The 9045-nt window shown below is 64.2% G+C and carries 8 protein-coding genes; 5 read left to right on the top strand and 3 right to left on the bottom strand.

Features of this window, described 5'->3' with window-relative positions:
- Nucleotides 1–304 (bottom strand): helix-turn-helix domain-containing protein (locus G3480_RS01670; protein WP_164651913.1); only part of this gene is annotated, 304 nt, incomplete at its 3' end.
- Between the two features lie 93 nt (nt 305–397).
- Between G3480_RS01670 and G3480_RS01665 the strand changes: the two genes are divergently transcribed.
- On the top strand, nt 398–1420 hold the full coding sequence (locus G3480_RS01665) for a putative bifunctional diguanylate cyclase/phosphodiesterase (RefSeq protein ID WP_338114041.1): 1023 nt from the start codon (nt 398–400) through the stop codon (nt 1418–1420).
- Nucleotides 1421–2316: 896 nt separating this feature from the next.
- Here the strand turns inward: G3480_RS01665 and G3480_RS01660 are convergent.
- Together G3480_RS01660 and G3480_RS01655 are read right to left on the bottom strand one after the other, a co-directional pair.
- Nucleotides 2317–4455, bottom strand: a complete 2139-nt coding sequence (locus G3480_RS01660; protein ID WP_164651911.1) for a sensor histidine kinase — start codon at nt 4453–4455, stop codon at nt 2317–2319.
- A 44-nt stretch (nt 4456–4499) separates the two neighbouring features.
- Nucleotides 4500–5216, bottom strand: a complete 717-nt coding sequence (locus G3480_RS01655) for a response regulator transcription factor (RefSeq protein WP_164651910.1) — start codon at nt 5214–5216, stop codon at nt 4500–4502.
- Between the two features lie 449 nt (nt 5217–5665).
- Here G3480_RS01655 and G3480_RS01650 point away from each other — a divergent pair, with 449 nt between their 5' ends.
- From G3480_RS01650 to G3480_RS01635, 4 genes are all read left to right on the top strand, one after another.
- Complete coding sequence (locus tag G3480_RS01650; protein WP_164651909.1) at nt 5666–6211, top strand: PspA/IM30 family protein; 546 nt, start codon at nt 5666–5668, stop codon at nt 6209–6211.
- Nucleotides 6208–6765: a hypothetical protein gene (locus G3480_RS01645; protein ID WP_164651908.1), complete on the top strand. Its 558-nt coding sequence runs from the start codon at nt 6208–6210 to the stop codon at nt 6763–6765. The genes G3480_RS01650 and G3480_RS01645 overlap by 4 nt, the downstream gene beginning before the upstream one ends.
- 24 nt (nt 6766–6789) lie before the next feature.
- Entirely contained in the window at nt 6790–8013 is a 1224-nt protein-coding gene (locus G3480_RS01640) for a vWA domain-containing protein (RefSeq protein ID WP_164651907.1), read from the top strand.
- A 181-nt stretch (nt 8014–8194) separates the two neighbouring features.
- A complete protein-coding gene (locus tag G3480_RS01635; RefSeq protein ID WP_164651906.1) occupies nt 8195–8995 on the top strand; it encodes an NYN domain-containing protein in 801 nt (266 codons plus the stop codon).
- Nucleotides 8996–9045: the final 50 nt, after the last annotated feature.

The raw sequence follows: 9045 nt of genomic DNA, 5'->3' as shown, positions 1-9045 counted from the left end.
CACCGTGACCGCGCCCGTCGCGGATGGCTTCCAGACCGCCTTCCCGATAAAGCTTTTGATTGCGAAACAGGGTCGAGCGGTGAACGCCCAACACGTCCGCCAGATCCTCGCCCTTGGCGAGACCCTGCGCCATTACGACCGCGCCGATGAAGCGCTTGGCCGCCGCATCGCCGTGCGCGCAGCTCATCAGCGGGCCGGAGGCATTCATGAAGATGAGCGCTTCGGGCGTCTCTACGACCGCCAGCCGCGGACCCAAGGTGATCGCCTCTTCGGGCAGCAGGGGAAGCTCGACGGTGCCTGGCATGGCGGTTTGATAGTCTCGTATTTATTTATCGATTCAAGCCAGAATTATAACACCATTTCAGCGAGTTAATGGGCGTATGTCAGGAGTTCTGCACTGCTGGTCGAGAGCAGCAAGGACAAGACGGGTGCCGCGCACTTTGCCGAGGACCTCATTGCACGGCTCTCCGAGCCTTACCGGCTGGATTCCGGCGCCATGGTCACCGTCGGGGCGAGTATCGGCATCGCCTTCTATCCTGCGGACGGTGAGACGGTGGGGGCGCTGCTGCAGTGCGCGGACACGGCGATGTACGCAGCGAAGGAGCAGGGCGCGGGTACTTTTTGCCTCTACTCACGAGAGATGGGGGTCAAGGTGCGCAATCGGCTGGAGCTGGAAGCGCGCCTGACTCAAGCCGTGCGCGCGGATCAGCTCGAGATTCGCTTCCAGCCTCAAGTTCGCCTCTCCGATGGGCAGATGGTCGGCGTCGAGGTCCTCTGCCGATGGTATGACGACGAGTTCGGCGAGGTGCCGCCCAGTGTCTTCATTCCCATCGCCGAAGAGACCGGCTTGATCCGCCCGCTCGGTCTCTGGCTGTTGCGCCAGGCGTGCCGCGAGGTTGCCTGCTGGGACAAGCCCGAGGACGGGCTGGTGCTGGCCGTCAATATCTCGACCGCACAGCTGACCCATGACTTCGCGACCCTGATTCGCGAACTCCAGTCCAATTGCCGGGCCTCTGGTACCCGCCTCGAGCTGGAGCTGAACGAGGCGTCTCTCGTCCAGGCTCGGCCTGAGGTGGGGATCGTGCTCGACACCCTGAGCGAACTCGGCGTGACCTTGGTCATGGACGACTTTGGCTCGCGCTACTCCTCCCTGCATTATCTGCGGCGGTTCAGCTTCCATAAGCTCAAGATCGATCGCAGTTTGATCGAGAACCTGGAGACCGATGAGGAGGACGCCCTCATGACCACGATGCTCATCAACGTGGCTCACCAGCTCGGGCTCGAGGTCATCGCCGAGGGTGTCGAGACCCAAGGGCAACGCGACAGGCTCGCGGCCGAGGGCTGTGACATCGCGCAAGGCTTTCTCTTCGGGGCGGCGGTCTCGGCAGAATCCATGCGGAAGGCTGTCCTGCCGGCGTAAGCGCAAGCCGTGCCTGTCTGAACTCCGACTGAGGTCTGCGACCAGCTTTCCTCGAGTCGCTCCCCTTGGTCGACATGAGAATCTGTGCTGTCGTTCTCAATCGGCACGCCCATTCCGGTGCATCCATTGGTCCCTGCGCGAACGCCTCACGAACTGTGACGCCCGTCCCGTCGGCACCCATAGGCGTGCCCTAAGCTCAAGTCGTAAGGAGCCTGAGCAGTGGGGGCTGAGTCCCCTCAGGGATTGGGGTTGGAGCCGAGATGTGTGATGGCTCCAGCATTCAGGAAGGTCGAAGAGGGTGTTCGTCGCCGAGCAGTGCGGGTCTTCAAGAGCGATCAGCCAGCCGAGCAAGCGCATCCACCAACCGGGGAAAGACCATGACGTATATGTATCAATGGTTTGGAGTCATGACAGGTTGGGCATTCATGAGCGGATGCGTGCTCGGTGTGATGTCGCTGGCAACCCGCCAACCCATGCGTCCCGCACAGATCCCGCCCACCAAGACGGAGCAGCAGCAGAGAGGGAGGGAGTTGTCACGCTGATCCGTCGCGGTGCCGGGTGCTCGCCTCGGCCGGGTGTGAAGGGAGTCCATCACCCACGGCTGGGCACCCATCGATCGGATTGAGTGCATGCGATCGGTGGGTGTCCTTCACCAGTGCAGTGGCAGTTCGATTGGAAGCAGGGTAGGCGTTTCGCGGGAATCGGAAGCCCATCCTTTGGCAGCAGGTGGTCGATGCGTCCAAGGCAGGCTCGAGTCCAGGATACGCCGTCATAGAGCTGGGCCGAGCCGCCAGAATCATCGAGATCGGCAGCAGCTTCTTCGGTCATAGGGAGCTTGGCGCATGGATGCCGATTCATCATGGAGGTCGTCAAGCAGGAGCTTTGAGTTGAATGCGTCAGCGGCCCTGACGAGGGAGCCTGTGCGGCACCCTCGTCATGGGCATATCGACCCGTATTTCCACGCCGGGATTCTGCTCGGCCACCTCAACCCGTCCCCCCATGGCGCCAGTCAGGCGCTGTACCAGCGCAAGACCGATGCCCGTTCCCGAGATCGCCTTGGCCTTGGCATCGGACCCGCGATAGAAGAGGTCGAAGATCCGTCGCCGCTGGTCTTTGGGAATGCCTGGCCCGAAATCGCGCACGCCGAGCCGCAGTCGATTGGCGTCCAGGACTTCGCAGCGGATCTCGATGCGCCGTGTCTCAGCCTTGGCGGCGAACTTGAGGGCGTTGTCGACCAGGTTGATGATGATCTGAACGAAGGCGTCGGGGTCCACCAAGATCTCGGCGTCGATGTCACAGGTCGTCTCCAATACGAATCCCGCGCGCTCCACCTGGCTCGCGACCCGCTCACGCACCATGGCCGCCAGCTCGCCGATCGCGATGGCTCTGGGCTCCAGCACCAAGGCGTCGCGCCCGATGCGCGCGAGCTGCAGGACGTTTGTGATCAGGCGCGACAGCCGCTCGCTCTCTTCATGAATGAACCTGTAGTAGGTCGCCTTGCGCTCCTCCGTGGCGAAGCCCGCGCGCAGCATCTCCGCATACATGCGGATGGAGGTCAGCGGCGTCTTCAGCTCGTGACTTACGGCCGAGACGAAGTCCTGCTGCTGGCGCACCAGCGCGAGCTGGCCGAGTCCGAGGCGATACATGAGCCAGCCGCCGGCGATCAGCACCAGCGCCAGGGCCGCAGCCATCCAGCCGATGACGGCGGCCCCCGGCGGCGTCGGCAGCCGGCTGACACTGTAGATCAGTTCTAGTCCGCCGAAGGGCTCCTGCATCCGGGCGCGATAGAGCAGGGCGCCGCTCAGCGGCGGCGGACCACTATTGAGTGGCGTCGATGCCAAGGGGTAGCGCCCGTCTGGCTGGGCGCGAAAGCTGGTCAGGACCTCGCCGCGATAGGCGACGATGAGATGGGTCGTATGCGCCAGCACGGTCGTGGCCAAGGGTTTGCCAATCAGTGCTGCCAAGAAGGGACCCTGCTCGATTAGGGCGCCTTGGATGATCCGCGTCCCCTGTCGCCAGACCGTTCGAAACAGCAAGAGATGGCCGGAATCGAGGAGGCCAACCTCGAAGGGCTCGACCGCATTCTCGAACAGCTGCACGGGTGCGCGCTCCTGGGCTTCCTCTGCCGGTAGACCTCCCTGTTGAAGGCTTGGCGCTGCCGGTGCGAACAGAGGCGCCTCATCCGCTTCCGCGCGGGCGGACTTGTCCTCGAGAGTCGCTGCTTCGCGGCGCTTGCCGCGCAACGCCAGTTCCTCATCGAGTCGGAGCGCGTCCGTGCGGTTTGAGCGCGCCGCCGTCTCCGACTTCAGGGACGGGGCAGCCTCCTTGCGCGCTAGGCGCTCGAAGGCCGCCTGGGAGAGCCGGTTCATGCGCTCAGGCTCGGCTTGAGTCTGCAGCGCCTCGGCGGCTTCTCGAGGGGCTGGCGCCATGAGGATCTCGCGATCGGCGACGGCGCCGAGCGCCTGGGCTGCCCGGCCTGCGACAGCGGGCTCCGGCGCTTCGGCCGGGGTGCTGGCGAGCTTGGCGCGGCGGTCTCGGGAGTCGCGCTCGACCAGGCTGTTGCCGACTAAGATGCCGCGAATCTGCTGCGCCCGCGCCTGCCGCAGCGCCAGCTCGGCGGCGTCGACCCCGTAGTCGGTGGGTGAGATGCCTGGCGCTGGCACCATGGGTGAGCTGAAGTCGCCGTCGGCCGCGACCTCGAACCAGCCGATGAGGCCCGGAATGGTGTCACCGCTCGGCAGTTCGGCGAGGGGGGAGCGCCTGGTGTATGGGTTTGCTGGATCACCTGAGCTGACGAGGAAGGTATAGTCGTCAATGGACCTGGCGTCTTCAGCGCGCACCATGGCGGCGAGGGCGTCGTTGATCCGATCAGCAAGCTCCTCGGCGATCAACTGCTGCAGTCGAAAGGACTCCCACTTCATCTGATCGTACGCCTTGTGCACCAGCAGCAGGCTGGGCACCGCCAGCGCCAGCACGAAGAGCACAATGCCCAGCCTCAGCCGATTGCGGGCGCGGTTGTGGTCAGCGCCTTTCATTGCGGCAGTCGCCAGTCGTGATGCGCGTTGCCATCGGTTGCATCCTAGCTGTCCCCGCCGCTGGGCTCAGTCACCAGCCGATACCCGACCCCGCGCACCGTGAGCAGCACCCTGGGCTCGCTCGGTCGAGGCTCGATCTTGCGCCGCAGCTTGGCGATATGGATGTCCACGGTCCGCGTCTCCATGCCGCAGTCGCGCGCATAGCCCCAGACCTTGTTCAACAGCTCCTCGCGCGAGACCGGTCGGTCCGCGTTGGCGGCCAGATACTTGAGGATGTCCACCTCGCGCTGGGTGAAGGGGATCTCCTGGTCATGACGCCGACCGCTGAGGTTGAGGGTGTCCAACTCCAAGTCACCGAGCATCAATTTGGCTTGGTCAGTGTCCAAGGCTCCGCTGCGCCGCAGCACCGCCTGCACGCGCAGCACCAGCTCGGTCACCGAGAAGGGTTTGGAGACATAGTCGTCGGCGCCGAGCCGCAGTCCCTGGATGATGTCGGCATCCGCCGTGCGCGCCGTCAGCATGATGATCGGTTGGGCGCGATCGACGGCGCGCACGCGGTCGCAGATGGCAAAGCCGTCGAGCCCCGGCAGCATGATGTCGAGCAGGATCAGATCAAAGGTACCGGTGAGCGCCTTGGCGAGACCGGTTGGGCCGTCCTCCGCACTCTCGACCGCGAAACCGTGGAAGATGAAGAGATCCTCCAGGCCCACACGGATGGGCTCTTCGTCTTCGATGATCAGCAAGCGGGATTTGCGGGGCATGGGGCGGTTTTCAGTTTTCAGTTGTCAGTTGTCAGTTGTCAGTTGTCAGTTGTCAGTTGTCAGTTGTCAGTTGTCAGTTGTCAGTTGTCAGTTGTCAGGTTTCAGGTGTCGTCTTGGAGGCGGCGGTGCTTGGGGGGGCGTGGTGCGATAAGGCGATTGCCGGTAAATCTCATCCAAAGCGCCTGAGTTGAGCATACCCCGATCAGGCAGAGGATTCGGTGACTTTCAATGAGGCGAAGGAGGGTGCATCCTCCAACTGCCAACTGCCAACTGCCAACTGCCAACTGCCAACTGCCAACTGCCAAAATCCTATCTCCGCCAGTCCTGCGCCTTCGTAAACTCCTTGTAAAACCCCGCCTCGAGCTTTTACCAAGCCCTGTCTACGCCTCTGCGGTCCCGCTCCATAGACTGAAAGTGTCAGTCAACAGAGCCCAACGGAGGTGCCGACGATGGCATTTATCACACGATTGTCGCGACTCGTACGCGCGGATCTGCACGCCATGCTGGATCGTCTGGAGGCACCTGATCTAGTGCTCGCCCAGGCCGTGAGGGAGATGGAGCAGGCATTGGACCAGGACAAGCGCGCCCTTGCGCGGCTAGAGCGCGAAGGGACACGGCTCCAGGACCAGCGAGCAGAGCTGGAGCGCGGCCTGCGACAGACGGCGGAGGCGCTGGACGACTGCCTCGCGGCCGGTCAGGACGATCTGGCGCGGCCGGTCATTCGCCGGCGTCTGGAGACCGAGCGCCAGGCCGGACAACTCAGCCAGCGTCTGCGCGCCCTGGAGGCAGACGCCGAGACGCGGCGGCAGCGTCTGGCCGAGCAGGAGGCGAGACTCGTCGATCTGAGGTCGCGCGCTGCCTTCTATGAGGAGAGCGGAGCGGCCGAGGAGGGCAGGTTCAGCGAGGCTTGGTCGTCATCCTCCGATGCCGTGCGCGATGCGGACGTCGAGATTGCCTTGCTGCAGGCCAAGCGCCAGCGGGGGGCGACATCATGACCAGGCCCGGATTTGGCGAAGGCGTCCTGGTCGCGCTGGGTGCAGCCTTGCTGGCAACCGTCACTGAGACGGGGCTGAGTCTGCTCCTGCCCTCGGCCGACGTCGCGCAGCTGCTGTGCATGGGTATCGGGCTAGGCTACGGCCTCTACCTCCTGGCGCGTAGCGCAGAGCGCGTCGGACGTGTCGTCGTCGTGCTCGGCTGGGTGGCGATCAGCCTGACCGTGGCCGGGCTGTCCGGCGGGCTCGGACTGCAGCTCCTGACCCAGCTCGTCCTCGTTTGGCTGACGCGCGTCCTCTACCACCACGCGGAGCCGATGGCGGCATTGCTGGACCTCGGGCTCTTGCTGCTCGGCTTCGCGGCCGCCCTTTGGGCGCTCGAGCGCACCGGCAGTCTCTTCCTGACCGTCTGGACGCTCCTGCTGGTCCAGGCCCTCTTTCCACTCATCCCCAGCCGCTCGGACTGGTCGCGTCGAGACGACCCCTCCGAGGACGCCTTCGCCGTCGCGGAGCGCGCGGCCGAGCGTGCCCTGCAGCGGCTTTCAGTCCGTCACTGAGTCTTTTTAATCGAGGAGCAGATCATGAAAACGCCAACCAAGACCACGCTCGCAGCCTTGTCCCTGATGGCTATCACCACGGGCGCGGTGCTTTACTATCCGAGCATTCAGTCGGCCGAGTCGACCCGACTGCCCGTTGCGCCCATCCTAGACCCAGCTCCCCTGCCGGATGTCGGCCAGCATCCAGTCATCGAGGCCGTCTTCGTGCTCGACACGACCGGAAGCATGGGCGGCCTCATCCAGGCGGCCAAGGACAAGATCTGGTCGATCGCCGCGACCATGGCCGCCGCGCAGCCGGCGCCCGAGATTCGCATGGGGTTGGTCGCCTACCGTGATCGCGGCGACGACTATGTCACCCGAGTCGTGGATCTCTCCAAGGACCTAGACGCCGTCCACAGCGAGCTGATGCAGTTCCAGGCCCAGGGCGGAGGTGATGGTCCCGAGAGCGTCAATCAGGCACTCCATGACGCACTGCACCGCATCGGCTGGAGTCAGGATTCCAATGTCTACCGCGTGATCTTCCTGGTGGGCGATGCCCCGGCGCACATGGACTATCAGGACGATGTCCCTTATCCGCAAACGCTCGCCGAGGCCAAGGGGCGCGGCATTCGGGTGAACGCCATCCAATGCGGTACTCAGGGCGACACACGCAGGGAATGGCAGCAGGTCGCCCAGCTCGGCGCGGGCAGCTATTTTCAAGTCGAGCAGGGTGGCAGCGCCGTCGCCATCGCCACGCCTTACGACAAGAAGCTCGCCACACTTTCGGCCGAGTTGGACGCCACGCGCATCTACTACGGCAAGCGTGAAGAGCGGGCCGAGCGCCGCGAAAAGCTGGAGGCCGAGCGTGTCGCCAAGGCAGCGGCCTCGCCGGCGGCTCTTGCGAGTCGTGCTGGCTTCGTCACCTCCGAGAGCGGCGAAGCCAGCCTGCTCGGCGACAAGGAGTTGGTCGACGAGGTCGTCAGCGGTCGTGTCGACCTGGCCGAACTCCCAGCGGAGGAGCTTCCGGCGCCCTTGGTCGATCTCGATGCGGAGGCCCAACAGGCGGTGATCACGGAGACGGCCCACAAGCGCGAGACGCTCAAGGGCGAGATCCAGGCGCTGACCAAGCAGCGCGCCGACTATGTCAATGCCCAGGTCGAGGCCAAGGGTGGAGCCGAGGATTCACTGGATTACAAGATCTTCAGTGCGGTCCGCGAGCAGGCCGCGAACAAGGGGCTGCACTACGACAAGGCGGTGCCGGTCTACTGAGCCTGGACCTCTGTGAAGACGGCACCTCGGAGGTGCCGTCTCAAACACTGACCGCGCGGCCTTGAGCAAGTGCGCGGTCAGTTATCCTGTTTCGTGGTCCGAAGTCGGCCCAGGTTCCAGACGTTGCCATGGGGTTTAGCGGGCGGCATCCTATGCCAGGGTGACTACCGAGTGCTAAACCATGGATGACGTCCTGATACAGAACTTTCCAAGACTGACGCTCGCAGAGGCTCAACCGAGGCCCTGCGAGCGTCCGGCCTTCGCCCTCTACATCGATGCCGACAATCAGTCGGTTCGCAGCGCCGCCGCCCTGCTCGACCTCTTACAGCAGGACGTCGGTGGTCACATCTCCCGCGTGATCGTGGCGGGCAACGACAAAGGGAACAAGAACGAGGCCTGGATCAAGACGCTGCGGGAGCAGATTCCCGAGCTGGTGATCGAGAACCTGTCCGTGCCCTGTCGCCCCAATGCAGCAGATATCGCGCTCATCCTCGCCTTAGGAGCAGATGTCGCCGAGCATCGGCAGAACCGCACGCGCGTCGTGGTCGTGTCGCGCGATACGCTCTTGCTCGACGCCGCCGAACAGGTCAAAGCCGCGGGTGTTCGCCTCTACGTCGCCTACGCTGACGGTGAGGTCCCGACAGCCCGACGGACGAACTTGACGACATTCCTGCTCCCGAGTCTGTCGGATCCGCCGCAAGCGGCAGCCAGCACCACGGAGCTGATGACCACGCCAGCAAGGCAGCCGCTCCAACCTGTCCTTCCGACCCCAAGCGCCATTCCGAACGAGGTCGCGATAGCCATGGCGCATCTGCGCGCGACCTGTCAGCAGCAACCGGGAGGGGGATATAGCACAACCGACGTGGGCCAAGCGCTCACCACGCTTGGCTATAAGACGGCGGCCGCACGCCGCCAGATCCTGGCTCAGTTTCCCAATTTCCGAGAAGAGGGAAGGGCTTCGCAGAAGCGGCTCATCTTCTAGCGAGGCTTTGCCTCAGACCGGCACCTGGCTTGACAGCGTGATCGAAACCG

Origin of the sequence: Thiorhodococcus mannitoliphagus, from assembly GCF_010915725.1 — a bacterium.
GTDB lineage: Bacteria > Pseudomonadota > Gammaproteobacteria > Chromatiales > Chromatiaceae > Thiorhodococcus > Thiorhodococcus mannitoliphagus.
This window is presented reverse-complemented; position numbering and strand designations above follow the sequence as displayed.